This is a genomic window from Thiemannella venezuelensis (assembly GCF_014203605.1).
GTDB lineage: Bacteria > Actinomycetota > Actinomycetes > Streptosporangiales > Streptosporangiaceae > Planomonospora_A > Planomonospora_A venezuelensis.
The window spans coordinates 69,802-93,727 of sequence record NZ_JACHJJ010000028.1; the positions used below are offsets into that span (position 1 = coordinate 69,802).

The window sequence follows — 23,926 nt, forward strand, 5'->3', positions numbered from 1 at the left end:
CGGCCCGCAGCCGCACCGGCCAGCCGCACCGGCGGGCCGCACCCCGGAGCCGCGCCCCGCAGGCCCGGCGCGGAGGGTGGTCACGGCCGCGGGGACGCGCTATGGTTTCCGCCGACCAACGCGGGAGCCCGGAGAACCGGGCTGAGAGGACGGCTGTGACGGCCGCCGACCGCCAGAACCTGCTCCGGGTAATGCCGGCGAAGGGAGTTTGCGCGATGAGCGACGCGCGCCTTTCCAGCTCCAAGATCTACCGGGGCGACCTCCGCGTCCCCATGCGCCAGGTGCGGCTGACCAACGGCGAGACGGTCACCCTCTACGACACCTCGGGCCCGTACACCGACCCGGACGCGGCCGTCGACATCACCCGCGGCCTGCCGCGCCTGCGCGAGGACTGGATCCTCGGCCGGGGCGACGTGGCCCGGTACGGCGGCCGCCCGGCCGGGCCCGCCGACGACGGCTACCGTGACTCCGCGTCCTGGAACCGCGACCTGCGCTCGCTGGACGCCGTCTTCGACGGCGGCGGCGCGGACCCGGCGCGGCCGGGACGGGACCGCAGGCCGCTGCGGGCGACCGGGGCACCGGTGACCCAGCTCGCCTACGCCCGGCGCGGCCTGATCACCAGGGAGATGGAGTTCGTCGCCGTCCGCGAGGACGTGTCCCCGGAGTTCGTCCGCGACGAGGTGGCGGCCGGGCGGGCGATCATCCCGGCCAACGTCAACCACCCGGAGAGCGAGCCGATGATCATCGGCCGCAACTTCCTGGTGAAGATCAACGCCAACATCGGCAACTCCGCCGTGGCCTCCACCATCGAGGAGGAGGTGGACAAGATGACCTGGGCGACCCGGTGGGGCGCCGACACCGTCATGGACCTGTCCACCGGGCGCAACATCCACACCACCCGCGAGTGGATCATCCGCAACTCCCCGGTGCCGATCGGGACCGTCCCGCTCTACCAGGCCCTGGAGAAGGTGGGCGGCCGGCCCGAGGAACTGTCCTGGGAGGTCTACCGCGACACCCTCGTCGAGCAGTGCGAGCAGGGCGTGGACTACTTCACCGTGCACGCCGGGGTGCGGCTGGCCCACGTGCCGCTGACCGCCCGGCGCAAGACCGGGATCGTCTCCCGGGGCGGCTCGATCATGGCGGCCTGGTGCCTGGCCCACCACCGGGAGAGCTTCCTGTACGAGCGCTTCGCCGACATCTGCGAGATCCTCGCCGCCTACGACGTGGCGTTCTCCCTCGGCGACGGGCTGCGGCCCGGGTCGATCGCCGACGCCAACGACGAGGCCCAGTTCGCCGAGCTGCGGACGCTGGGCGAGCTCACGAAGATCGCGCACGCGCACGACGTCCAGGTGATGGTCGAGGGTCCCGGCCACGTCCCCATGCACAAGATCAAGGAGAACGTGGACCTGCAGCGCGAGCTCTGCGACGACGCGCCGTTCTACACCCTCGGCCCGCTGACGACCGACGTCGCCCCCGGCTACGACCACATCACCTCGGCCATCGGCGCGGCGATGATCGGCTGGTACGGCACGGCCATGCTCTGCTACGTCACGCCGAAGGAGCACCTGGGCCTGCCCGACAGGGACGACGTGAAGACCGGCGTGATCACCTACAAGATCGCGGCGCACGCGGCCGACCTGGCCAAGGGCCACCCGGGGGCGCAGGCCTGGGACGACGCGCTGTCCGACGCCCGGTTCGAGTTCCGCTGGGAGGACCAGTTCGACCTCTCCCTGGACCCGGACACCGCCCGCTCCTTCCACGACGAGACCCTGCCCGCCGCCCCGGCCAAGACGGCCCACTTCTGCTCGATGTGCGGGCCGAAATTCTGCTCCATGCGGATCAGTCACGACGTGCGGCGGTTCGCCGAGGAGCGCGGGCTGACCGAGGACGAGGCCCTGCGGGAGGGCATGCGGGAGAAGGCCGACGAGTTCGCCCGCGAGGGCGGCCGGGTCTACCTGCCCGTCGAGGGGGTCTGATCGGCGCCCTGACGACGCCGCCGCGGGCGCCGGGAACGGCGCCCGGCGGTGTCCGGCGGTGTCCGGGGAGCTTCGCGGGGGCGTCCGGACACCGCCGGAGCGGGCTGCCGGAGGGCGCGGGCGGGCTGCGTTCCGTCCGCGCCCCCGGCGGGCTCAGGAGCGCCGTACGGCGGCGCGGGGCGACCAGGCCCAGATGAGCACGGCCACGGTCAGCCCGAACAGGGTCAGGCCGCTGGGCACGTGGGTGCCGAGCATCTCCCAGGAGAAGTGCTGCCCCATGCCGATGAGGAACAGGCCGAGGCTGGCCAGCGCGGGCCAGCCCGCGCCGCGCCCTGGGCGCCAGACGAGCACGGCCGCGACGATCTGCAGCAGGGCGATCAGGTGCACCACCATTCCGACCATCACATGGGTGTCGGACAGGGACTGGTCCCCGTTGACGGCCTGGCCGGCGAACGAGGCGGCGACGATCAGCCCGGCCGCCTGGGCGACGACCAGGACGCGCAGGCCGTACAGCAGGCCGGCGGAGACCGGCCGTCCTTGGGCGGCCGCTCCCTGGGTGATGACCTCCTGCATGAGACGTGTCCTTCCTCGGGGGTGAGTGTTGCGGGACACATCGTGCTCGCCGGGGCCCGGCGGCGTCGTCAGCCTGCGGGCTGACCCCCGGGTCCGCCTCGGGGCGGATTGCGCACCGGCCGGAAGCCCGCGTCGACCAGCCCGATCCGGTGGGCGACCACCGCCGCCTGGATGCGGTTGCGCAGGCCGAGCTTGTCCATGGCGGTGGAGACGTGGGTCTTGACCGTGGTGACGCCCACGTGCAGGGTGTCGGCGATCTCCGCGTTGGACAGTCCCGTGCCGACCAGGGCCAGCACGTCCAGCTCCCGGTCGGTGAGGCCCGCCGGGACACGCGGGGCGACCTGCTGCTCGGCCGCCAGCGCCCGCTCCACCACGCGGCGCAGCACCGAGGGGGCGAGCAGCGGCTCCCCTGCGGCGGCCCGGCGCACGGCGTCGACCATCCGCTCCGGCTCGTCGTCCTTGACCAGGAAGCCGATCGCCCCGGCGCGCAGCGCGGCGTAGACGTTCTCGTCCTCGGCGAAGGTCGTGAGGATCACGATCCTGGCGGTGGGCCAGGCGGACAGGATCCGCCGGGTGGCCTCCAGCCCGTCCATCCTGGGCATGCGCAGGTCCATCAGGAGCACGTCGGGGCGGAGCCGCTCGGCGTGCTGCACGGCCTGCGCCCCGTCGACGGCCTCGCCGCAGACCTCCATCTCCCCCGCGGCCTCCAGCAGCATCCGCACGCCCGCGCGCACGAGCGCCTGGTCGTCGGCGATGACGACCCGGATCACCGGAGCCGCTCCGCCTGGCGCGGGCCCGCCGCGCCGTCGTGGTCGCCCATGCCGTCCACCCTTCCTTCCTCCCGTCCTTCCTCCCGCCGCCAGGGCAGGATCCTGCGCTGCGGCGTCATCCCGCACGAGCCCCCGTCCCGCTCCAGCGGGAGCGTCGCCGCCAGCCGCCAGCCGCCGGCCCCGTCAGGGGCGGCGGACAGGTCCCCGCCCAGGGCGCGGGCCCGTTCACGCATGCCCGCGATGCCCTGGCCCGAGGAGGGCAGCGCGTCGCGGGGGCCGGGCGGGAGGAGGCCCGGCCCCGGCGCCTCCTCGGGCGCGGGACCGCTGGTCACGATCACCTCGAGGGCCTCCCCGGTCACCTTCAGCTCCACGACCGCGGCGGTGCCCGGCCCGGCGTGCTTGAGCACGTTCGTCAGGCCCTCCTGGACGATCCTGGCGGCCGAGGCCCGGGTGACCAGGGGGACGAGCCCGGCCTCGGGGCCGGAGCGGAGCTCGACCCTCAGCCCCGCGGCGTTCATCCGTTCCACCGCGTCGCGCACCACCTCCTCCGGGGCGGCGACGGGCAGGTGGGCCAGTTCGGGGTCGCGCAGCACGTTGAGCAGGCCGCGCAGGTCCTCCAGCACCTGGTGGCCGGTGGTGCGGATGTCGGAGAGCGCCTCGGCGACCGGCCCCGACGGCGCGGCGTACTGGGCGGCGCCCGCCCGCAGCACCATGGCTCCGACGTGGTGGGCCACGATGTCGTGCACGTCGCGGGCGATGCGCTCGCGCTCGGCCAGCAGGTCGGCCCGGGCGCGCTCGGCGGCCAGTTGCCTGGCCTCCTCGGCCATGGCGAGCTGCAGGTCGGCGGCGTCGCGGCGGACGCCGAAGTAGCGGCCGATGATGATCGGCGCGGCCACCATGGCCAGCAGCGCGGCGACCCGGGCCGGAGTCACCTCCGCCCACTCCTCCTCCACGACGTTCAGCGCGGTCACCCCGGCGGCCAGGAGGTAGGCGACGGCGGTCCAGGACCACGAGGCGCGCATCGCGAACGCGCCGAGCGTGACCAGGAAGAGGCCCTGCAGCGAGTTGGCGGCGAACCCGGCGTACTGGTCGGCGACCAGGACCAGGACGGCCTGCAGCGCGAACGCCGTACCGGGGAGCATCCGGGCCAGGCCGGCGGTGAGCCCGCAGCCGATCACGAACCAGCCCACCCCCCAGACCGGCCAGGGCCCGTCGTGCCAGTCGGCCCAGGTGTCCAGGACCATGAAGGCCACACCGCCGCCGGACAGCAGCAGGTCGAGGCCGGGGCGGCGCTCGACCTTGGCCACGGCCTCGATGGGGCTGCGCAGGTAGCGGCCGACGACCACCGGGACGGCGCTCATCCCCAGCGGGAAATACCAGGTGGAGGCGGTGAGCGCGAGCCCGGGGTCGGCGAGGTTGACCGCGGTGGCGCCCGCGGCCAGCGCGGCGCCGGGCACGACCTGCCGCCAGTCGCAGCGGTAGGCGAGGACTCCCACGGCGATCGGGGTGAGCGTCTGGACCGTGTCGGTGGTGGAGTTGGAGAAGTGGTCGCAGACGACCAGGAACGCCGACTGGTAGACGCAGACCGCCAGCGGCCACCTCCAGACCAGGCCCATCGGGATCCCGGCCGCCGCGGCGAGCGCCAGGGTCGCCGGCCAGGACACGGGATGGCCGGTCTTGCCGGAGACGAACAGCCCGAAGGCGACTCCGGCCAGCGCCAGGAAGACGTCCAGCGCGGGACCGCGGGTTCTGCCTTCCGGGGCCGGATCGCGGAGTCTCATGGACTGAAGGTATCCGGCTCCGCCCCGCACCCTCTCATCCTCCGGTACGGCCCCGCCTCCTCCTAGTGGCCGGAAGATCGGCCGGATGGCTGGTCATGTACGGCAAAAGAACCCTTAATCTTCACACCATGACCAATGACACCGCGCTCTTCCTGGGTCAGTGGATTCGCTCCCCGGGAACCACCGGGGCCGTGGCGCCGAGCTCGCGCAGGCTCGCCGAGACCGTGGCCACACCGGTCCCTCAGCGCGGAGAGCCCGTCGTCGTCGAGCTCGGCCCCGGCACGGGCGCGTTCACCGCCGAGATCCAGCGGCGCCTGGGAGGGCGGGGGCACCACCTGGCGGTGGAGATCAACCCGAAGCTGGCCGAGCACCTCGCCGCCCGGCACCCCGCGGTGGACGTCTTGGTCGCCGACGCGGCGAAGCTGCCGCAGCTGCTGGCGGAGCGCGGCCTGACCCACGCCGACGCCGTGGTGAGCGGGCTCCCCTGGGCCGCGTTCTCCGCCGAGACGCAGACCAGCCTGCTCGAGGCCGTCGCCGCGATCATGGGGCCGAACACGGCCTTCACCACCTTCGCCTACAGCTTCGCCAAGCCGCTGCCGCCCGCGCGGCGCTTCCGGCGGCGCCTGCACGACACCTTCGAGGAGGTCGTGACGGGCCGGACGGTGTGGGGCAACCTCCCGCCGGCCTTCGTCTACCACGCGCGCCGCCCCCGCCCGTAGCGGCGCCCGCCCGCAGGAGTCGCGGGAAACCCTCGCTCCAGAACCGAACTTCGTTCTACTATTGCGCACGCAACCAGAACGGAGTTGATCACGGTGGACTTCACCCTTCCGGAGAGCGCACTCGCCGTCCAGCGCGGCGTCGCCGACATCTGCTCGCGCTACGACCTCGACTACTGGCAGCGCTGCGAGACCGACAAGCGCTGGCCGGAGGAGGTCTGGGCGGAACTGGCCAAGGGGGGCTGGCTGGGCCTGGCCGTACCGGAGGAGTACGGCGGCGGCGGGCAGGGGCTGCTGGAGCTGGCCGTGGCCACCGAGACCCTCTCGGCCTCCGGCTCGGCGGGCGGCTCGGCGTTCACCTACGTCCTCACCCCCGGCTTCGGCGCGATGACCCTGGCCAGGCACGGCAGCCGGTGGCAGCGCGAGCGGCTGCTGCCCGGCCTCGCCACCGGGGAGATCGAGACCTGCTTCGCCCTCACCGAGCCCGACGCCGGCTCCAACGCCCTGGGCATCTCCACCTCCGCCCGCCGCGACGGCGACGAGTTCGTGGTCAACGGCCAGAAGATCTGGATCACCGGCGTGCAGCGCGCCACGTGGATGCTCCTGGTCACCCGGACCGTCCCCGCGTCCGAGGCCCGGCCCCGCACCCACGGCATGACCGTCCTGCTGGTGAACGTGCCCGAGGCCGTCGCCTCCGGGCGGCTCTCCTTCCGGCCGATCCCCAAGATGGGCGCCAACACCACCCCGTCCAACATGGTCTTCATCGACGACCTGCGCGTCCCCGCCGCGAACGTCGTCGGCGAGGTCGACCAGGGCGCCGCGGTGCTCTGGGACATCCTCAACCCCGAGCGCATCCTGCTGGCCGCCTCCGCCCTCGGCGGCGCCGAGGTGGCGCTGCGGGTCGCGGTGCGCTACGCCAAGGAGCGCGAGGTCTTCGGCCGCCCGATCGGCGCCAACCAGGCCATCGCCTTCCCCCTCGCCCAGGTCAAGGCCAAGATCGAGCTGGCCAGGCTGATGCTGTACAAGGCGGCCTGGCTCTTCGACGCCGGGCGGCCGTGCGGCACCGAGGCCAACATCGCCAAGCTGACCGCCTCCCAGGCGGCCTGGGAGGCGGCCGACCACGCCTTCCAGACCCACGGCGGCATGGCCTACTCGATGGAGTACCCGGTCGCCCGCCTGCTGGCCGACGCCCGGATCGGCAAGGTCGCCCCGGTGACCGAGGAGCTGCTGCTCAACTACCTCGCCACCCAGGTCCTGGGACTGCCCCGGAGCTTCTGAGCGATTGCGGCGCGCGCCCCGCTGACGGACCATGGGCTGGTCCGCCTCATCGAGTGCGAAGGAGCCCTCATGACCGCCTACGCCAGCACCGTGGTCGACGCCTCGGCCGACGAGGTCTGGAACTACCTGCGGGACTTCGGCAACGTGGCCGAGTGGCTGCCCGGGATCACCGGCTGCGAGATCGAGGAGGGGACGGCCTCGCAGCCGGGCGCGGTCCGCCGGATCGAGAGCGCGGGCGGCCTGTTCCGGGAGCGGCTGCTCACCCTCGACGACGCCTCCCGCTCGGCGACCTACGAGATCCTCGAGTGCCCGCTGCCGGTCAGCGGCTACCGGGCCGTCTACCGGGTCTCCCCCGTCACCGACAGCGGCCGGGCCTTCGTCGAGTGGTCGGCCTCCTTCACCGCCGACGACGAGGCGAAGATGGCCGCGATCTTCACCCGCGGCGTCTTCGAACCCGGCCTGGCCGCCCTGCACAAGCGCTTCTAGCCTCCCGAGGCGCGCCCGGCGGCGCGGGCCGCCCGTCCCGTGCCCCGCCCCACGCGGGAGACCGCCAGGCCCGCCGCGGCGAGCCCCGCGGGCACCAGCAGGTACGGCCCGCAGGATGCCAGCAGCAGGAGGGTGAGGGCCGTGGCCACCGCGGCGACCCGGCGCCCGGCCCCGGTCAGCAGCCGGGTCGCCGCGGCGACGCCGACCGCGGTGACCGCGGCCAGACAGGCCGAGGTGGCGCGCATGAGCGGGTCGAGGCCGACCCCCCGGGCCACCGCCGCGGCGGTGAGCGCGCCGGTCAGCACGGCCAGCAGGACCAGGCTGCGGTGCGGCACCCGCCCCGGGGCCGCGCCCGCGGCGAGGACCCCGGGCAGCGCCCCGTCGCGCGCCAGCGCGGCGCCGAGCCGGGCGCCTCCGGCGATGTAGGTGTTGATCGCGCCGAAGCTCAGCAGCACGGCCGCGACGGCCGTGACCGGTCCGGCCAGGTCCCCGGCGCCCTCCCGGAGCAGCAGGGCGAGCGGGACCGGCGAGGTGGCCGCCCGCTCGCCGAGCACGCCGGTCACGGCCACGGCCAGCCCCAGGTAGAGCACGCCGACGACGGCCAGGGTGAGCGCCGTGGCCCGGGCCAGGTGGCGGCGGGGGTCGGCGAACTCGGCCGACAGGTGGCTGGCCGCCTCCCAGCCGACGAAGGCGAAGAACAGCACTCCGGAGGCCTGGGCGACCCCGCTCCAGCCGTGCGGGGCGAAGGGCGTGAAGTTGCCGGGCCGTACGGCGGGCAGCGCCGCCACGACGGCGGCGACCAGGAGCGCGGCGAGCAGGGCGGCCAGGAGCAGCTGCACCCCGCCGGCCAGGCGCAGGCCGGCGTGGTTGGCGGCGAACGCCGCCGCCAGCAGCCCGAAGGTCACCGCCGCCGTCCCCGCCGTGCCGAGACCCAGTGCCGGGGCGACGTACCCGGCGCCGATCATGGCTCCGGCCGGCACCCCGAGCGGTACGGCGAAGTAGAACCACCAGCCGGTCACCGCCGCCGTCCGCGCGCCGAAGGCCCGCGCGGCGAACGTCGCCACCCCGCCGCCGTCGGGGAAGCGGCCGCCCAGCGCGGCGAAGGTCAGCGCCACCGGCACGCTGAGCGCCAGCAGCGCGGCCCAGGCCAGGATCGAGGCGGGGCCCGCGGCGGCCGCGGCCAGGTGCGGCAGGGCGAGCACGCCGGGCCCCAGCACCCCGCCGAGCATCAGCGCCGTCCCCTGCCCCGTCCTGAGCCTGCCGCCCGTCCCCGGCCCGGTCTCCGCAGCGGACCGCGCCCTTGCGGCGTCCCGGCCCGCGGTGGCGGCTCCGCCGTGTCCCGTCCCGGAGCCCGCCGCGCCGGGTCCGTCCGCACATCCTGCCACCGGCATCGTCAGTCCTGCCTTCCCCTCGATCGGCGATACGGGGAGGAAGGTAACCAGTTGGGCGGGGACCGGGGTGATCAGCCGAACGAATGGTCGGAATCAGGGTAGAATCACCGGTGTGGATGAACTTGATGCGGAAATCGTCCGCCTTCTCCAGACAGATGCGCGGCAGTCGAACCGGGAGCTCGCCCGCGCGCTCGGCGTCGCCCCCTCGACCTGCCTGGAACGGGTCCGCGCGCTCACCCGGCGGGGCGTGATCCGCGGCTACCACGCGGACATCGACCACGCGGCGCTCAACCGGAGCGTCCAGGCCATGGTCTCGGTCCAGGTCCGCCCGCTCAGCCGGGCCGTGATCGAGAGCTTCAAGGACTCCGTCAGCCGCCTGCCCGAGGTGCTGAGCGTCTTCGTGCTGGCGGGCGGCGACGACTTCCTGCTGCACGTCGCCGTGCAGGACCTGGACCACCTGCACGGCTTCCTGCTCGACCAGCTCAGCCAGCGCCGCGAGATCGCCGGCTTCCGCACCTCGGTCGTCTTCCAGCGGGTGCAGAACACCGTGATCAGCCGCCTGCCCGACCCCTGACGGCCCGCCCGGGCGGGTCAGGTGAAGCGCGGCGGGCGCTTGTCCCGTACGGCCCGCACCCCCTCGGCCACGTCCGGCCCGGTGAAGCCGAGGAACTCCATGGCCAGGGAGGCGTCGAAGGACGGCCCGGCCAGGCGGAGCCAGTTGTTCAGCGAGTACTTGGTCAGGCGGATCGCCTCGGCCGAGCCGGCGGCCAGCCGGGAGGCGATCTCCAGCGCCCTCTCGTGCACCTCGCCGTCGTCCACGCAGAGGCTGACCAGGCCCATCGCCTCGGCCTGCGCGCCGGTGACCGGCTCGCACAGCAGCAGGTGGTACTTGGCCTTGGCCAGGCCGCACAGCAGCGGCCAGACGATCGCCGCGTGGTCGCCCGCCGCCACGCCGAGCCGGGTGTGGCCGTCTATGATCTTCGCGCTCCGCCCGGCGACCGAGACGTCGGCCAGCAGCGCGACCGCGAGCCCGGCGCCGACCGCCGGGCCCTGGATGGCGGAGACGACCGGCTTGGAGCAGTTGATCACGTTGTAGACGATGTCGCGGGCCTCGGTGAAGATCCGCATGCGCGTGGCGTGGTCGCGCGTCATCTCCTCGATCATGGACAGGTCCCCGCCGGCGGAGAACACCTCGCCCTCGCCGCGGACGACCACGGCGCGCACGTCGTCGTCGAGGTCGGCGTCGCGCCAGATCTCGGCCAGCTCGCGGTGGCCGGTCATGTCCACCGCGTTGAGCCTGCGCGGCTCGCTGATCACGACGCGGAGCACCCCGTCGGCGGCCCAGTCGACCTTCAGCTTCTCGTAGTGCCTCACGCGAACGCCTCCCTGAGTCGTGCGGCGGCGTACTCGCGCGCCTCGATCGCCTGGTCGAAGAAGCCCGGCAGGCCGAAGAAGCCGTGGATCGCCCCCTCGTAGCGGCGCAGCTCCACCGGGACCCCGGCCGCCGCGAGCTGGGCGGCGTAGGCCTCCCCCTCGTCGCACAGCGGGTCGCACTCGGCGGTGATCACCGTCGCCGGGGCCAGACCCGACTTGTCGGCCAGCCGGATCGGGGCCAGCGCGGGATCGGCCGGGTCCCCGCCGTACTGCGCGACGAACCAGGCCATCTCGTCGGCGCCCAGCCCGAAGCCGGCGGCGTAGGACCGGTAGCTCGGCGTGTCCATCGCGACGTCGAGCACCGGGTAGACCAGCACCTGGTGCGCCAGGCGGAGCCCGGCGTCCCTGGCCCGGCGGGCGGCCACGGCGGCGACGTTCCCTCCCGCGCTGTCGCCGCAGACCGCGATCCGCTCCGGGTCGGCTCCGTAGGCCCCGGGCCGGGCGAAGACGTCCCGCAGCGCGGTCCACGCGTCGTCGGCCGCGGCGGGGAAGGGGTGCTCGGGGGCGAGCCGGTAGTCCACCGAGACCACCACCGCGCCGTTGCGCACGGCCAGGTCGCGGGCGAGCGCGTCGTTGCGGGCGACGCTGCCGAACACCCATCCGCCGCCGTGGTAGTAGACGATCGCGGGCAGCGGGCGGTCGCCGTCGACGGGCCGGTAGACCCGGACCGGCACGCCGCCCGCGCCCTCTCCGGTCCCCGCGGCCGCGATCTCGTCGCGCACGACCGGCAGCGGCGCGATCGGCCCTCGCTGCTCGGCGAACCCGTCCAGGGCCCGCATCTGCGCGATCGCCTCGGGGGTGAGCTCGGCCAGCGGCGTGCCGAGGTCGGTGGGGAACAGCTTCAGGTAGGCCTCGGCCTGGGGGTGCAGCGCCATGATCGCACCTTACCCTCCGCCTCTCCGGAGCCCCGCGGGGCCCGGCCTGCGCACCAGCCTGCGCACCGCGCCGCCCCGGCGCCCGCGGTCAGTGGACGGCGGCCTCGACCAGCGCCTCGACCAGCCGGTTGTCCGTGTCGCGCTCGGGGTGCCACTGCACGCCGACGCCGAACCGGTGGCCCTGGAGCTCGATGCCCTCCACGATCTGGTCGTCGGCCCAGGCCACGGCGAGCAGGCCGGTGCCGAGCCGTTTGACGGCCTGCCGGTGCGGCGCGGCCACCTCGGCCCGGTCGCCGATCGCCTTGCCCAGCTTGCTGGAGACGCTGATCTGGATGGTGTGCACGCGGCCGCCCTCCCCGTGCCGGTCGTGGTCGACCACGTCGGGCAGGGACGGGATCAGGGAGCCGCCCTGGGCGACGTTGAGGACGTGCATGCCCCGGGCGACCGCGAGCAGTGGCAGGTCGGCCGCGACGGCGGCGCGGGCCAGGGCCAGCTCGAAGCGGTCGCGGTGGGGCTGGGGCTCCTCGGCGCGCTCGTCGCGGGCGGCGCCGTACAGGCCGGGGTCGAGCTCGGAGCCGCCGGCCAGGATCAGGCCGGACAGCCCGCCCACGTAGTCGTCGACGGCGGCGAGGGTGAGCGGCGGCAGCAGGACGGGGGCCCCGCCCGCCTTCTCCACGGCCCGCGCGTAGGCCGGCGGGGACAGGACGGCCTCCCGGACCCAGGTGCCCCAGCGGGCGGCTTCGAGGTAGGAGGTGATACCGATCAAAGGTCGGGACATGCGATCTCCAGGGGCCATGCGCCGGGTCGTACCGCCTGTCTCCGCGGTACCCATCCCATCTCCAGCAGCAGTCCCATCATGACGTACACCATTTCCCCCATGTCACGTAACCCAGGTATCAGTGTCGTCTCGCCGGGAAGCGTCCACCGGCCACGGCGGAGGGGGGTTGCGGGCCCGGCGGGCGGTTCGGCCGCGGTGACGGCGATTTCCAGAGCGAGTAAATGCCCGGGTTTCACCGAATGCGATTCATATTCGCCTATCACTCATTCGACGAACAGATCGTAGCAGTCAATAATCGCTCAATTACAGAGAGTTTGAATCCGCACCATATTGGAGGGAATCGGTTGTGACGTCCCGATGGTGATGGAAGACTCAAATAAGAGCGCCAGGTGCGCCGGGGCCGCCGGACGCTCGTCACCCGGAACCGTCAGGGAGGTGGATCTTCAAAACCGGATGTCGGTCCGGTCAATTAGGGTGGGTTCCGTCCATGTCTTTGAATCCGCATCTCGTCAAGGAGAGCTTCGCCGTCATCGAGCCCGTCGCGGACAAGGCCGCGGCATACTTCTACGGCCGACTGTTCGCCGAGAGCCCCCACCTGCGTGGGATGTTCCCGCCGGCCATGGACCTCCAGCGCGACCGGCTGTTCGGCGCGCTGACCAGGATCGTCTGGAGCCTCGACAGCCCGGACAGCCTGAGTTCGTTCCTCGGCCAGCTCGGCCGCGACCACCGCAAGTACGGGGTGGTCGCCGAGCACTACACCGCCATCGGCAACGCGCTGCTGGCCACGGCCAGGCGCTTCGCCGCCGAGGTGTGGAGCTCCGAGATCGAGGCGGCGTGGGTGGCCGCCTACACCGCCGCCGCCAACGCCATGATCGAGGCGGCCGACTCCGACGCCGGGGTCTCCCCCGCCTGGTGGCTGGCAGAGGTGATCGACCACGAGCGCCGGACCCGGGACATCGCGGTGATCACGCTGCGGCCCGGCCAGCGCATGCCGTACCTGCCCGGCCAGTACATCAACGTGCAGACCGCGCGCTGGCCCCGTGTCTGGCGCACCTTCTCCATCGCGAACGCGCCGCGCGAGGACAACACCATCCGCCTGCACGTCCGGGCGGTCCCGGGCGGCTGGGTCTCCACGGCGCTGGTCGACCACACCCGGATCGGCGACACCGTCATGCTCGGTCCGCCGGTCGGCACGATGACCCCGCCGGACTCGGGCCGCGACATGCTGTGCGTGGCCGGCGGCACCGGGCTGGCCCCGCTCAAGGCCATCGTGGAGCACGTGATCGCCTCGGGCAGGCGGCCCAACATCCACCTGCTGTACGGCGCCCGCCGCTCCTGCGAGCTCTACGACCTGCCGGACCTGATCCGGATGGAGTCGAGCTTCCCCTGGCTGCGGGTGCTCCCGGTGGTCTCCGACGAGCCCGGCTACGACGGGATGCGCGGGCAGGTGCCGGACGTCACCGAGCGGTTCCACTCGTGGGCCGACCACGACGTCTACGTCTGCGGGCCCGGTGCCATGGTCAACGAGACGGTCCGCCGGCTGCTGTGGAACGGGGTGCCCCTGGCGAACATCCACAGGGACATCGCCCTCGGCGAGCTCTGACGGGACCGGGCCCCCCTCCGCCCGGATCCCCGAAGATCAGTTCGAACAGGACACGCGCATCAGGAAACACGTGCGAATCAGGTCGTGCCGTGAAACCATGGAGATGAATCGAAGGGAGACGACCATGCACGACGCAATCCTGGCAGTCGGCACGCGCAAAGGCCTGTTCCTCGCCCGCTCCGCCGACGGCGGCCCGTTCGAGGTCGAGCCGGTCCACTTCTCCACCATCGGAGTCCCCTCAGTCGCGATCGACACCCGGGGCCCGGCCCCCAGACTCCTCGCCGGAATCGAGTACGGCCACTTCGGACCGTCCGTAATGCGGTCGGACGACCTCGGCGCCACCTGGCAGGAGGCGGACAAGCCTCCCATCGCCTTCCCCGAGCACACCGGCGCCACGCTGGAGCGCGTCTGGCAGCTGCTGCCCTCGCCGAGCGAGCCCGACGTGGTCTGGGCCGGGGTCGAGCCGGGCGCGCTGTTCCGCTCCGAGGACCGCGGTGCCACGTTCTCCCTGGTGGAAGGGCTGTGGAACCACCCGCACCGGGCCCAGTGGCATCCCGGCGGCGGCGGGCTCTGCCTGCACACCGTGCTGCCCCACCCCACCGACCCGAAGACCGTCGGGATCGCCGTCTCCACCGGCGGCTTCTACCGCAGCACCGACGGCGGCACCTCCTGGGAGGCCGCCAACCAGGGCATCCGCGCCCCGTTCCTCCCCGAGGGCTCGCAGTACCCCGAGTTCGGCCAGTGCGTGCACAAGGTGGCCATGCACCCGGCCCGGCCCGAGCGCCTGTTCCTCCAGCACCACTTCGGCGTCTACCGCAGCGACGACTTCGGCGGCTCCTGGACCTCGATCGGCGACTCGCTCCCCTCCGACTTCGGCTTCCCCGTGGTCGTGCACCCGGAGCGGCCCGACACGATCTACGTCTTCCCGCTCCAGGCCGACATGGACCGCACCCCCGTCGACCACCGCTGCCGGGTCTTCCGCAGCGACGACGCGGGCGGGTCCTGGCAGGAGCTGAGCACCGGCCTGCCCGAGGACCCGGTCCACTCCAGCGTGCTGCGCGACGCGATGTGCGCCACGCCCGCGGGCATCTTCTTCGGCACGCGCGACGGCGAGGTGTACGGCTCCCGCGACGACGGCGAGACCTGGTCCCTCGTCGCCCGGCACCTGCCCGACGTGCTCTCCGTCCGCGCCGCGCTGCTCTGATCCGGCCGTGCCACCGGGAGAGGGACCCCCGCGTGGACGGGGTCCCTCCCGTCACCCCCTCAGGGGGCGACGCGGCCGTTCGCGACGAAGGCCGAGTGGGTGAGCGGCATCAGCTCCGCCCACGCGGCCTCCATCTTCTCGGCGACCATCTCGATCTCCCGCTGCGGGAACGACGGCACCTTCGCCTGCTCGTTCTTGGTCCGCAGGGACAGGAAGTGCATCAGCGAGCGGGCGTTGCACGTGGCGTACATCGACGAGAACAGCCCGACGGGAAGCACGGCCCTGGCCACCTCGCGGGCGATCCCGGCCTCCAGCATCTCCTGGTAGGCGGCGTACGACTGCCGGTAGGCCGCCTCCATCGCCTCGGAGACGACCTTGTGCTGCTCCTCGGTGCCCTCGACGAAGACGTACTTGCCCGGCCGCCCCTTCTGGACAAGCTTGCGCTCCATGCCCGGAATATAGAAATTGGGCTGAAGCTCCCTATATCTCCCGCTTTCCTCGTTATAGGACCACCCCACCCTGTGGCGGTGGAACTCGCGGAAGACGAAGATCGGGGCTCCGACGAAGAAGGTCATCGAGTTGTGCTCGAACGGGCTGCCGTGCCGGTCCCGCATCAAGTAGTTGATCAGTCCCCTGGACCTCTCGGGGTCCTTGCCGATCTCGTCCAGGGACTGCTCCCCCGCGGTGGACACCCGGGCCGCCCAGAGCACGTCGGTGTCCGAGGCGCTGTGCTTGACCAACTCCACGGTCACGTCATCGAGGAAACGCGGCTGGCTTTCGTCCACGGCAGAGACCTTCCGGCGTCGGGATCAGGACCGCAGGCAAGCCTAGCGCCGCCCGTCCGGCGAGCCGCCGCTGCGGGGATCTCCCGGCCGGGCCCCGCTTCCGCCGGCGGAGCGGAAGGATCGACTTCGGTCTAGGAGGGAGATCCCTATGGCCGATTCCCGCGGCGGCGGCGGTTCCTAGCGTTGGGGCATGCGCAAGCTCATTCATCTGGCCGGGATCGTCATGGTCCTCCAAGGGGTCAGCGGAACCATCGACCGGCTGTTCGTCCAGCCCTTCTTCGGACCGGTCCTCAACTTCTTCAACCGCGTCGTCGTCGGCCGGCTGGACTTCCTGACCGGTTACGAGATCTTCGCGAACCTGAGCCTGGCGGCTCTGGGCGTCTCCCTGGTCATCGCCGCCGACCGGACCAGGCCCTCGTGAGGCCTGCGGGCACCGCGCGCCTCCGCCACCTCCTTCAGGGACCCTGAAGCTCGCCTGCTAGGGTTCAGGCTACCTGAAGGTGAAGGGAGAAGACGTGGAAGAGCTCCTGTTGTCGATTCATGTGCTGGCCGGAATCGTGTTCGTCGGAGGCTCGGCGATCGCGGCGAGCCTGTTCCCCCGCTATGCACCGGTGGCGGCCACCGGCGGGACCACCACCGGCGCCGAAACCACCACCGCCGGGACCACCACCGGCGCCGAAACCACCACCGCGCCCCCCGGGGCCGCGGCGCCCGCCCCGGCCGCCTCACCACCGGACGCCTCGGCCGGCCGGAGCCGGGCCGTGGCCGTCGCCCTCCACCGCATCACCCGGGGGTACAGCCTCCTCGGGCTCGTCGTGCCCGCCGCCGGCATCGTCCTGGCCTTCGTCCAGGGCCGCAGCGGCGAGATCTGGATCACCCTCGCCATGGTCCTCACCGCCGCCGCCGGAGTCCTGCTGGCCCTGCAGATCTACCCGCGCCAGCGCGCCGCGCTCGCCGTACCCGCCCGGTCCGGCGAGTTGCGGACCCTGTCCATGCTCGCCGGCTTCTACAACCTGCTGTGGGCGGTCGTCGTGGTCCTGATGATCGTGCGCCCCGGCGCCGCCTACGGGGCGTGAGCACGGTGCGTGCGCTGCGGGTCACGGCCGCCGTCGAAGCCCTGTCGCTGGCGGCCCTGCTGGCCAACCTGCTCACCGTCCACGCCGAGGCGGTCCCCTCGCTCGTCGGCCCCCTGCACGGCGCGGCCTACCTGGCGGTCATCGTGATCACCCTGTCGGTCCCGGCCGTGCCCGGTGTCCGGTGGCGCGCCGCCGTGCCGGGGGTCGGCGGGCTGCTCGTGCTCCGGCGCTTCCGGCACGGCCCCTCCGCCGGGGGCCCTCCCGCCCCGGACCGGCCCGGGAGCTGACGGGCGGGCACGTGCGAGGACCACCGTACGGCGCCGCGGGGCGGGTCAGGACGCGGCGCCGCCGGCGAACGCGGCCCGGACGGCATCGGCGACCTGCCGCTGCACCGGGTCCGCGTCCGGGCCGAACATGCGGTCGTCGACCTGGGACACCGCCTGTTCCGCCGCCCGGAGCAGGCGGGTCCCCTCGGGGGTGAGCTCGATCGCCGAGGCCGATCCGGCCCGTGCGGTGTGATCGCGCACCAGCCCGGCCCCGGCGAGCGCCTTCACCGCGGAGTGCACGGTCTGGACCGTGATCCCGGACATCCGCGCGAGATCGCTGAACGAGGCGCCCGGCACGCCGGCGATGTGGCCGAGCAGGCCGAGCCTGCTGACGGTGAGGTCCAGCGGCGCGAGAGCGGCGTTGAGCTCCGCCTCGACCCGGCGCGCCAGCGTCAGCACGACGATGGAGGTGCTCATCGCGGGCGGGCCCGTCCTGCCGTTCTCTGTGGTCACCCTCCCAGTTTCCCGCACCGCGCGGTCGCCTCCGGTCAGGGTGAGGGCCGGGCTGCGCCCGGGACGCCGTGCGGCCCGGGCGGACCGTCAGGTGATGTCGCGGCGGACCGTGGTCAGGGAGGCCACCAGGGCGAAGAGCAGGGCGTAGGCCACGAGCACCGAGGCGCCCGCCCAGGAGGGCAGCAGATCGGCCTGGCCGAACCCGGTGTCGGCCTGGACCGCGATCAGGCTCTGCGCCGCCCCGGACGGGGTGAACTTGCCGACCTCCTGGAGCGCGGGGATGGCCGTGAGCAGCGACTCGATGACGAAGACCCAGACGATCGCGCCGACGACGGCCGCGATCTGGTTGCGGACCAGCGCGCCGAGGCCGATGCCGAACAGCGTGTACAGCGCGGAGGTGGCCACCACGCCGAGCATGATCCGGGGGATGCCGCCGTCGGTCAGCGCGAGCTCGCCCCCGGCGATCAGCACGCTCGGGATCACCGCCGCCGCGGTGAGCAGCAGCGCGGCGACGCCGAACAGCACGCCGACCAGGAGCCCGGCGAGCAGCTTGGCCGCCACCACCCGGCCGCGCCGGGGCGTGGCGAGGAAGGTGGTGGTGATCGTCTGGTAGCGGTACTCGCTGGTCATCATGATGATGCCGAGGACCATCACGAAGATCGACGATCCGGCGCCGGCCGTCCAGGCCGACCGCTGGAACTCCAGGGTGTCCCTGCCTGGCAGGGTGGGAGCCCCCTGCGCTCCCTCCACCCCGGCGAAGCCGATCAGGAAGCCCAGGCTGATGCCGGTGAACAGGAGCATGACGATGAGCATGATCCACCACAGCCGGGTGGTGAACAGCTTCTGCAGCTCGGAACGGACCAGTGCCGTCATCACTTCTCCCTGGTCAGTTCCATGAAGATCTCCTGGAGGTCGGAGCGTTCCCGCACGAGCTCGGTGACCAGCACCCCTTCGTCCAGCACGGCCTGGCCGACGGTCTCGGCGCCGACGCCGTGGACCCGGAGCACTCCCGGCTGGGGCTGCTCCACCCGGGCGCCCTTGGCCTCCAGCACCGGGGCCAGCCGCGCCGCGTCGGCGGCGTGGACCCGGACCGGGCGGTCGCCGTTGCCGGTCAGCTCGGCCAGGGAGCCCTGGTGGACGAGCCTGCCCCGGGCGATGATGACGACGTTGTCCACGGTCTGCTGGACCTCGGAGAGCACGTGGCTGGAGACCAGCACGGCCACGCCCTGCTCGTGCGCGAGACTGCGCAGGAAGCCGCGGAGCCACTCGATCCCGGCGGGGTCGAGGCCGTTGGCGGGCTCGTCGAGGATGAGCACGCGGGGATGGCCGAGCGTCGCGGTGCCCAGGGCCAGGCGCTGGCGCATGCCGAGTGAGAAGCCGGCGACCCGCTTGCCGGCCGAGTCGGCCAGCCCGACCTGTTCCAGCGCCTCGTCGGCGCGGCTCACGGGCAGTCCCGCGGCGGTGCAGATCACCCGCAGGTGGTCGCGGGCGGTGCGGCCGGGGTGGAAGCTGGTGGCCTCGAGCACCGCGCCCACCTCGGCGAGCGGCCGCTCCAGGGCGGTGTACGGCCGGCCGTCGACGAGGGCGGTGCCGCTGTCTGCGGTGACCAGCCCGAGCAGGCAGCGCAGGGTCGTGGTCTTCCCCGCGCCGTTCGGCCCCAGGTAACCGGTGACCGTGCCGGACTCGACGGAGAAGGAGACGTCGTCGACGGCTCTGACCGGACCGAACGCCTTCGACAGATTTCGGATCTCGATGGCAGTCATCGATCGGGATTATTCCTGCGCGCCGCCGGCCGTACCTCCTTCTCAGGGAGGAAATACGATCACACGTGCCCTTCAGGAGTCGCCGGGTTCACCTGCGGTAGACGCGGCGGGCGTTGCCCGATCCCGTCATGTGGGCCACCCGGGCCGCGTCGGAGGCGCTCCACTCCCCGGCCGCCAGCCGTGCCGACAGGACCCGGGCCAGGGCGCGCCGGTAGTGGAGCGCACCGAGGTGGAAGGTCTCGGCCACGCCGCGGGCGCCGGAGCCGAACAGCTGCTTGTGGAAGGGGACGAGCTCCAGCAGCTCCGCCATGACGGCGGCCGATCCGGCCGCCGTGGTGGTCAGCGCGAGGCCGACGTCCACGTAGACGTGCGGGAAGACGGCGGCGAGGTGGGCGGCCTGGCGGTGGAACGGGTAGCAGCGCAGCAGCACGACCGGTACCCCGATCGGCTGGAGCGCCCGGAGGAAACCGGCCATCAGCGCGGGGTCGGCGCGGTGCGGGTCCAGGTCGGGACCGCCGTGGCCCGTCTGGAACCGCAGCGGCAGGTTGTGCTCCCTGGCCGCGTCCACGGCCGTCCAGAGCAGGTGGCGCAGGAGCACCGGGTCGGTGAGCGGTTCCTTGGGGTCGGTCAGGCGCCGGTTGGCCGCCGCGATCACCGCGCCCCGGCTCGGGCGGGCCGGGTCGAAGTCCAGTCCGTGCCGGTGGGCGATGACCGACGTGAGGGCGACGGCCCGGGAGGCCCGGGAGGCGAGCTCCGTCTCCAGCGCCGAGATGTAGGCGACGCCGGAGGCCGCGGTCTCGGCGATCTCCTCCTCGGCCCGCTCGATCCGGACGATCTCGTCGGCCGCCGCCCCGCCCAGCCGGCCCAGCTCCGCCGCCGACAGCAGGTCCGGGCCGTCCACGCCGGTGTCGACCAGGAAGGCCGCGATCCCGGCCTCGCGCAGCAGCCGCCGGTTCACCTCCGCCGGGCCGAGCTCGGCGCGGCGGGCCAGGTAGACGGCCGGGGGCGCGTGCGGCTCCAGGCCGAGGACCGGGGCGCACCAGCGGCGGATCGCGGCGCCGGCGGGCGTGTCGAAGTGGGTGGTGCCCGGCGGGGCCGGGCTGTCCGCCGGGGTGATCAGCAGCTCGAACTGGGACCGGACCAGGTCGTCGCGGCGTACGCCGTGGCAGTGGTGGTCCACGAGCGGAGCCAGCAGGGCCTCCCTGACCGCGTCGGGCAGCCCGGCGGGCAATTCTCCGGACGGTTCTCCGGGCAGCACGTCTTCCGGTCGCATCGCGGGGCTCCTCTCACGCGGCTGCGGGCGGGCCGGTCCGCCGGCCCGCCCGCAGTTCACCTCTGGAGCACTCTACGGCTACGCGCTGTGATCGCGCTGCCGTTTCGGATCAGCGCGCGGGGCCGGCGCCGTCCGGCCCCGGCCCGTCACCGCCTGCGGCCGCCGTCCCGGGCGCCGCCGTCTCAGCCCGCCGTCCGGGAGAGCCGCAGGACATTGGCGATGATCTTCGCTCCGGCCCCGCCCTCGGCGGTGAGGATCGACTCGGGGTGGAACTGCACGGCGAAGCGGCGCCGCTGCACGTCCTCGATCGCCATGACCGCGCCGTCCGGCGTGAGGGCGGTGGACGCGAAGCCGACCACTCCCGGCTGCTTGGCGTGCAGCGAGTGGTAGCGGGCGGCGGTGAACTCCTCGGGGAGCCCTTCCAGCAGCGCGCTGTCGCCCTGCCGCTTGACCTGGCCGCGCTTTCCGTGCTCGGGGTAGGACAGCAGCTCCAGCGTGCCGCCCGCCTGCTCGACCATCCCCTGCAGGCCCAGGCAGACGCCGAAGACCGGCAGGTCTCGGGCGTAGAGCGCCTCGACCAGCGCGGGCAGGCCGAAGTCCGAGGGCCAGCCCGGACCGGGTGAGAGCACCACGAGCGAGGGCGCGATCTCGTCGATCATCTCGGCCGGGAAGCCGTGCCGGAGGGTCACGACCTCGGCGCCCTGCTGGCGGAAGTAGTCGGCCAGGGTGTTGACGAAGGAGTCCTCGTGGTCGACGAGCAGGACCTTCATCCCCTCCCCCGGCAGCTCGGCCGCCGGCGCGGGGGCCGCCGCCTCGGCCGCCGGCGCGCCGACGGCGGCGAGCGCGCCGAGCAGGGCGCTGGCCTTGAGCTCGGTCTCCCGCTCCTCGGCGTCGGGGTCGGAGTCGAACAGCAGCGTGGCCCCGGCCCGCACGGTGGCGACGCCGTTCCTGATCTGCGCGGTGCGCAGGGTCAGGCCGGTGTTCATCGAGCCGTCGAAGCCGATGTAGCCGACCGCGCCGCCGTACCAGCGGCGGGTGGTGGCCTCGTGGTCCTCGATGAACTGCATCGCCCAGGTCTTGGGCGCGCCGGTGACGGTGACGGCCCACATGTGGGTGAGGAAGGCGTCCAGCGCGTCGAACTCCGGGCGCAGCCGGCCCTCGATGTGGTCCACGGTGTGGATCAGCCGCGAGTACATCTCGATCTGGCGGCGGCCGATGACCTGCACGCTGCCGGGCACGCAGATGCGGGACTTGTCGTTGCGGTCCACGTCGGTGCACATGGTCAGCTCCGACTCCTCCTTGACGCTGGACAGGAGGGTGCGGATGGCGTCGGCGTCCTCGACGGGGTTGCTGCCGCGGGCGATGGTCCCGGAGATCGGGCAGGTCTCCACCCGGTCGCCGCCGACCCGGACGTACATCTCCGGCGAGGCGCCGACCAGGTGCTCGCCCTCGCCGAGGTTGAACAGGAACTCGTACGGCGCGGGGTTGGCCTTGCGCAGGCCCCGGTAGAAGGCGGCCGGGTCGGTGCAGGGCGCGTGGAAGACCTGGCCGGGGACGACCTCGAACAGGTCGCCGCGGACGAACTTCTCCTTGGCCGCGGCGACGACCTCGGCGTAGGCGCCCCTGGGCGGGTTCGCCGGGATCTCGGCCGGGGCCGCCGGGAGCGGGACGACCTCGCCCTCGCGGGGCAGGCCGCGGGTGGAGACGCCGTCCACGGTGAACTCGTAGCGGTACTCCTTGCTGGTCTCCCGCTTGCGGTCGATCACCATGATCCGGTCGGGCAGGTGCAGCACCAGGTCGCGCTGGTCGTCCGGACGGGTGAGCACCTGCCGGATCGGCTCGAACTGGAAGGCCAGGTCGTAGCCGAAGGCGCCGTACAGGCCCAGGTGCCCGTCCTCGCCCTTGAACGCGGCGATGACCTCGCGGATCGCGGTGAAGACCGTGGGCCGGCGGCTGCGCATCTCCTCCGGCAGGATCTCGTCGGACTCGGCGACGTACACCTCGACGTGGTCGGCCGTCGGCTCCGCGACGGCCTCGCCCGCGGCGAGCAGGCAGGACGTCACGGCGGGCAGCACGACCCGGCCCCGGGCGTTCAGCGCGCGGGCCGCGATCCTGCGCCCCCGGGACACGATCTCCAGGCAGGGGTCGACGTAGGCCAGGTGCCATCGGCTGTAGCGGCCGGGATACTCCATCCCGGAGGAGAGGACGCCGCCGCGCCGCTCGCCGAGCGTGCCGACGACGTCGCCGAGCACGCTCTCCGGCACGTCGGCCGTCGAGACCTCGACCCCGATGCCACCGGCGGTGGTATATCCGCTCGTCTCCACTGCTGTCTCGCCCCTTGTCGCTTTCCTGATGCCCAGGGGGGCGGACGCAGAAAAGGCCGCCTCCCCGGGCGGCCGTCCGTCTGATCGCGTATGCGAAACCCGCGCCGCCTAGAAGCGGCGCCACCACTGAAGGTTACAGGAGGATCGCATGTGGGTCAGCGTACCGGTGCCGGACATGATCATGCAACGTCATCGCCGCATCACGCCGGGGTGTCGCCGCGGGGAGGCCGGCCCGGGATCCCCGCGGTCGTCGCGGGCGGCCGGACCGGGCCTCCCGGCGGGTCACCGCAGAGGGGCCAGGTCGGGCCGCTTGGCGTCCAGGCCGTCGCCGGAGGAGCGGCCGTGCAGGCGCCGGTTGATCCAGGGGGCGAGGAAGGCCCGGGCCCAGCGCAGGTCCTCCCTGCGGGCGTCGGTCCACACGGCCGGGACGAGCGGCGGGTACGGCTCCCGCCAGTCCTCCCCGGCCGGCAGGCCGAGGACCTCGGCGGCGCGCAGCGCGATCCTGCGGTGGCCGTCGGCCGACAGGTGGAGGCGGTCCTCGCTCCAGGCCCGGCGGTCGCGCAGCACGCCCATCGCCCACAGGTCCACGAGCGTGCAGCCGTGCCGGGCCGCGATGTCGTGGATGTGCAGGTTGTAGACGGCGATCTTGTGGTGGACGAGGCGCATCACCGGGACCTGCCGGAGGTCGAATCCGGTGAAGAGCACGACCCGGGCGCCGGTGGCGCGCAGCCTGGTCACGGCGGTGTCCAGCAGCGCGGCGATGGCGTCGGGGTCGCCGCCGGGGCGCAGGATGTCGTTGCCCCCGGCGCACAGCGAGACCAGGTCGGGCGCGAGCGCCTCGGCCTGCGGCACCTGCTCGTCCAGGATCTGCCGGATGAGGCGGCCCCGGACCGCCAGGTTGGCGTAGCGCAGGCCGGGCTCTCCTGCGGCCAGCAGCTCCGCCAGCCGGTCGGCCCAGCCCCGGTAGCGGTCTCCGCCGACGTGGTCGTTCAAGCCCTCGGTGAAGCTGTCCCCAAGAGCGACATACGAGGTGATCACTGACATGTCGCGACAGTCTGCCG

Annotated in this window: 24 protein-coding genes and 1 riboswitch; of the genes, 10 read left to right on the forward strand and 14 right to left on the reverse strand. The window is 73.2% G+C overall.

The genetic code is table 11. The annotated features are described in order from the left end of the window. Positions 1-110: 110 nt before the first annotated feature. Positions 111-223: riboswitch (TPP riboswitch) on the forward strand. Then, complete coding sequence (gene thiC, locus FHS22_RS31115; protein ID WP_260408461.1) at positions 216-1,976, forward strand: phosphomethylpyrimidine synthase ThiC; 1,761 nt, start codon at positions 216-218, stop codon at positions 1,974-1,976. It overlaps the preceding riboswitch by 8 nt. Before the next feature lie 153 nt (positions 1,977-2,129). Here thiC and FHS22_RS31120 read toward each other — a convergent pair whose 3' ends face one another. The 3 genes from FHS22_RS31120 to FHS22_RS31130 form a co-directional block, all read right to left on the reverse strand. Beyond that, complete coding sequence (locus FHS22_RS31120) at positions 2,130-2,549, reverse strand: hypothetical protein (protein WP_184947672.1); 420 nt, start codon at positions 2,547-2,549, stop codon at positions 2,130-2,132. Between the two features lie 68 nt (positions 2,550-2,617). Next, positions 2,618-3,319, reverse strand: coding sequence for a response regulator (locus tag FHS22_RS31125; RefSeq protein ID WP_184947674.1), 702 nt, complete (start codon positions 3,317-3,319; stop codon positions 2,618-2,620). Continuing rightward, entirely contained in the window at positions 3,316-5,100 is a 1,785-nt protein-coding gene (locus tag FHS22_RS31130) for a sensor histidine kinase (RefSeq protein WP_184947675.1), read from the reverse strand. Before FHS22_RS31130 ends, FHS22_RS31125 begins: the two co-directional genes overlap by 4 nt. Before the next feature lie 128 nt (positions 5,101-5,228). Here FHS22_RS31130 and FHS22_RS31135 point away from each other — a divergent pair, with 128 nt between their 5' ends. The 3 genes from FHS22_RS31135 to FHS22_RS31145 all read left to right on the forward strand — a co-directional run bounded on the left by FHS22_RS31135 (position 5,229) and on the right by FHS22_RS31145 (position 7,580). Beyond that, positions 5,229-5,819 carry a class I SAM-dependent methyltransferase gene (locus FHS22_RS31135; protein ID WP_184947677.1) on the forward strand — a complete coding sequence of 197 codons (591 nt, stop codon included), beginning with the start codon at positions 5,229-5,231 and terminating at the stop codon, positions 5,817-5,819. 93 nt (positions 5,820-5,912) lie between these two features. Next, positions 5,913-7,094, forward strand: a complete 1,182-nt coding sequence (locus FHS22_RS31140; protein WP_184947679.1) for an acyl-CoA dehydrogenase family protein — start codon at positions 5,913-5,915, stop codon at positions 7,092-7,094. A gap of 69 nt (positions 7,095-7,163) precedes the next feature. Next, positions 7,164-7,580, forward strand: coding sequence for an SRPBCC family protein (locus tag FHS22_RS31145; RefSeq protein WP_184947681.1), 417 nt, complete (start codon positions 7,164-7,166; stop codon positions 7,578-7,580). On the opposite strand, the gene FHS22_RS31150 is transcribed toward FHS22_RS31145, so the two are convergent. Next, positions 7,577-8,965 carry an amino acid permease gene (locus FHS22_RS31150; protein ID WP_221474338.1) on the reverse strand — a complete coding sequence of 463 codons (1,389 nt, stop codon included), beginning with the start codon at positions 8,963-8,965 and terminating at the stop codon, positions 7,577-7,579. The two genes, FHS22_RS31145 and FHS22_RS31150, sit on opposite strands and share 4 nt — an antisense overlap. Before the next feature lie 118 nt (positions 8,966-9,083). Between FHS22_RS31150 and FHS22_RS31155 the strand changes: the two genes are divergently transcribed. Further along, positions 9,084-9,545, forward strand: coding sequence for an Lrp/AsnC family transcriptional regulator (locus FHS22_RS31155; protein ID WP_184947683.1), 462 nt, complete (start codon positions 9,084-9,086; stop codon positions 9,543-9,545). A gap of 17 nt (positions 9,546-9,562) precedes the next feature. On the opposite strand, the gene FHS22_RS31160 is transcribed toward FHS22_RS31155, so the two are convergent. The 3 genes from FHS22_RS31160 to FHS22_RS31170 form a co-directional block, all read right to left on the reverse strand. After that, a complete protein-coding gene (locus FHS22_RS31160; protein ID WP_184947685.1) occupies positions 9,563-10,345 on the reverse strand; it encodes an enoyl-CoA hydratase/isomerase family protein in 783 nt (260 codons plus the stop codon). Continuing rightward, the gene (locus FHS22_RS31165) at positions 10,342-11,280 is read right to left on the reverse strand and encodes an alpha/beta hydrolase (RefSeq protein WP_184947687.1); all 939 of its coding nucleotides are present in this window, start codon (positions 11,278-11,280) and stop codon (positions 10,342-10,344) included. Before FHS22_RS31165 ends, FHS22_RS31160 begins: the two co-directional genes overlap by 4 nt. An 88-nt stretch (positions 11,281-11,368) precedes the next feature. After that, positions 11,369-12,058, reverse strand: a complete 690-nt coding sequence (locus FHS22_RS31170) for a gamma-glutamyl-gamma-aminobutyrate hydrolase family protein (RefSeq protein WP_184947688.1) — start codon at positions 12,056-12,058, stop codon at positions 11,369-11,371. 487 nt (positions 12,059-12,545) lie between these two features. Here FHS22_RS31170 and FHS22_RS31175 point away from each other — a divergent pair, with 487 nt between their 5' ends. Both FHS22_RS31175 and FHS22_RS31180 read left to right on the forward strand, forming a co-directional pair. Then, positions 12,546-13,661 (forward strand): FAD-binding oxidoreductase, encoded by a 1,116-nt coding sequence (locus FHS22_RS31175; protein WP_184947690.1) that lies wholly within the window; start codon positions 12,546-12,548, stop codon positions 13,659-13,661. Between the two features lie 124 nt (positions 13,662-13,785). Next, complete coding sequence (locus FHS22_RS31180) at positions 13,786-14,865, forward strand: WD40/YVTN/BNR-like repeat-containing protein (RefSeq protein ID WP_184947692.1); 1,080 nt, start codon at positions 13,786-13,788, stop codon at positions 14,863-14,865. 59 nt (positions 14,866-14,924) lie between these two features. On the opposite strand, the gene thyX is transcribed toward FHS22_RS31180, so the two are convergent. Further along, positions 14,925-15,650 (reverse strand): FAD-dependent thymidylate synthase, encoded by a 726-nt coding sequence (gene thyX / locus FHS22_RS31185; protein ID WP_184947694.1) that lies wholly within the window; start codon positions 15,648-15,650, stop codon positions 14,925-14,927. A gap of 190 nt (positions 15,651-15,840) precedes the next feature. Between thyX and FHS22_RS31190 the strand changes: the two genes are divergently transcribed. The 3 genes from FHS22_RS31190 (at position 15,841) to FHS22_RS31200 (ending at position 17,013) form a co-directional block, all read left to right on the forward strand. Then, positions 15,841-16,071 carry a hypothetical protein gene (locus FHS22_RS31190; RefSeq protein WP_184947696.1) on the forward strand — a complete coding sequence of 77 codons (231 nt, stop codon included), beginning with the start codon at positions 15,841-15,843 and terminating at the stop codon, positions 16,069-16,071. Positions 16,072-16,165: 94 nt separating this feature from the next. Further along, positions 16,166-16,726, forward strand: a complete 561-nt coding sequence (locus FHS22_RS31195; protein WP_184947697.1) for a hypothetical protein — start codon at positions 16,166-16,168, stop codon at positions 16,724-16,726. Next, positions 16,723-17,013 carry a DUF3817 domain-containing protein gene (locus FHS22_RS31200; protein ID WP_338048033.1) on the forward strand — a complete coding sequence of 97 codons (291 nt, stop codon included), beginning with the start codon at positions 16,723-16,725 and terminating at the stop codon, positions 17,011-17,013. The genes FHS22_RS31195 and FHS22_RS31200 overlap by 4 nt, the downstream gene beginning before the upstream one ends. 45 nt (positions 17,014-17,058) lie before the next feature. Here the strand turns inward: FHS22_RS31200 and FHS22_RS31205 are convergent, their stop codons facing one another. The 6 genes from FHS22_RS31205 to FHS22_RS31230 form a co-directional block, all read right to left on the reverse strand. After that, entirely contained in the window at positions 17,059-17,505 is a 447-nt protein-coding gene (locus tag FHS22_RS31205; RefSeq protein ID WP_184947699.1) for a MarR family transcriptional regulator, read from the reverse strand. Between the two features lie 87 nt (positions 17,506-17,592). Further along, a complete protein-coding gene (locus FHS22_RS31210) occupies positions 17,593-18,378 on the reverse strand; it encodes an ABC transporter permease (protein ID WP_184947701.1) in 786 nt (261 codons plus the stop codon). Further along, complete coding sequence (locus FHS22_RS31215; RefSeq protein ID WP_184947702.1) at positions 18,378-19,268, reverse strand: ATP-binding cassette domain-containing protein; 891 nt, start codon at positions 19,266-19,268, stop codon at positions 18,378-18,380. The genes FHS22_RS31210 and FHS22_RS31215 overlap by 1 nt, the downstream gene beginning before the upstream one ends. Before the next feature lie 88 nt (positions 19,269-19,356). After that, positions 19,357-20,541 carry an amidohydrolase family protein gene (locus tag FHS22_RS31220; RefSeq protein ID WP_184947704.1) on the reverse strand — a complete coding sequence of 395 codons (1,185 nt, stop codon included), beginning with the start codon at positions 20,539-20,541 and terminating at the stop codon, positions 19,357-19,359. 182 nt (positions 20,542-20,723) lie between these two features. Continuing rightward, positions 20,724-22,865, reverse strand: coding sequence for an anthranilate synthase component I (locus FHS22_RS31225; protein ID WP_184947706.1), 2,142 nt, complete (start codon positions 22,863-22,865; stop codon positions 20,724-20,726). 282 nt (positions 22,866-23,147) lie between these two features. Beyond that, positions 23,148-23,909 (reverse strand): SGNH/GDSL hydrolase family protein, encoded by a 762-nt coding sequence (locus tag FHS22_RS31230; protein WP_184947708.1) that lies wholly within the window; start codon positions 23,907-23,909, stop codon positions 23,148-23,150. Positions 23,910-23,926 lie beyond the last annotated feature (17 nt).

Coding starts and splice junctions, on each gene's coding strand:
- FHS22_RS31210 (WP_184947701.1), bottom strand. CDS start 18,378: ATGACGGCACTGGTCCGTTCCGAGCTGCAGAAGCTGTTCACCACCCGG.
- FHS22_RS31220 (WP_184947704.1), bottom strand. CDS start 20,541: ATGCGACCGGAAGACGTGCTGCCCGGAGAACCGTCCGGAGAATTGCCC.
- FHS22_RS31190 (WP_184947696.1), top strand. CDS start 15,841: ATGCGCAAGCTCATTCATCTGGCCGGGATCGTCATGGTCCTCCAAGGG.
- FHS22_RS31230 (WP_184947708.1), bottom strand. CDS start 23,909: ATGTCAGTGATCACCTCGTATGTCGCTCTTGGGGACAGCTTCACCGAG.
- FHS22_RS31135 (WP_184947677.1), top strand. CDS start 5,229: ATGACCAATGACACCGCGCTCTTCCTGGGTCAGTGGATTCGCTCCCCG.
- FHS22_RS31215 (WP_184947702.1), bottom strand. CDS start 19,268: ATGACTGCCATCGAGATCCGAAATCTGTCGAAGGCGTTCGGTCCGGTC.
- thiC (WP_260408461.1), top strand. CDS start 216: ATGAGCGACGCGCGCCTTTCCAGCTCCAAGATCTACCGGGGCGACCTC.
- FHS22_RS31130 (WP_184947675.1), bottom strand. CDS start 5,100: ATGAGACTCCGCGATCCGGCCCCGGAAGGCAGAACCCGCGGTCCCGCG.
- FHS22_RS31120 (WP_184947672.1), bottom strand. CDS start 2,549: ATGCAGGAGGTCATCACCCAGGGAGCGGCCGCCCAAGGACGGCCGGTC.
- FHS22_RS31165 (WP_184947687.1), bottom strand. CDS start 11,280: ATGGCGCTGCACCCCCAGGCCGAGGCCTACCTGAAGCTGTTCCCCACC.
- FHS22_RS31180 (WP_184947692.1), top strand. CDS start 13,786: ATGCACGACGCAATCCTGGCAGTCGGCACGCGCAAAGGCCTGTTCCTC.
- FHS22_RS31145 (WP_184947681.1), top strand. CDS start 7,164: ATGACCGCCTACGCCAGCACCGTGGTCGACGCCTCGGCCGACGAGGTC.
- FHS22_RS31170 (WP_184947688.1), bottom strand. CDS start 12,058: ATGTCCCGACCTTTGATCGGTATCACCTCCTACCTCGAAGCCGCCCGC.
- FHS22_RS31175 (WP_184947690.1), top strand. CDS start 12,546: ATGTCTTTGAATCCGCATCTCGTCAAGGAGAGCTTCGCCGTCATCGAG.